Annotated in this window: 1 protein-coding gene; it reads right to left on the bottom strand. The window is 52.9% G+C overall.

Features of this window, described 5'->3' with window-relative positions; all coding sequences use genetic code 11:
• On the bottom strand, positions 1–223 hold a 223-nt coding region (locus tag VCHENC03_RS0125615; RefSeq protein ID WP_032802467.1), incomplete at both ends, for a GTP-binding protein.

Genomic DNA, 223 nt, shown 5'->3' with positions numbered 1-223 from the left:
GTATGGGATACCAACCTGACGGCCTAGTAGGATGTGCTCACGAGTTTGTGGCATTGGACCATCTGTAGCAGCAACTACAAGGATACCGCCGTCCATCTGTGCAGCACCAGTGATCATGTTTTTAACGTAATCCGCGTGTCCTGGACAGTCAACGTGCGCGTAGTGGCGAGTTGGAGTGTCGTACTCTACGTGAGAAGTAGCGATTGTGATACCGCGCTCACGC

This window comes from Vibrio sp. HENC-03 (assembly GCF_000305755.2).
Taxonomy (GTDB): domain Bacteria; phylum Pseudomonadota; class Gammaproteobacteria; order Enterobacterales; family Vibrionaceae; genus Vibrio; species Vibrio owensii.
This window is presented reverse-complemented; position numbering and strand designations above follow the sequence as displayed.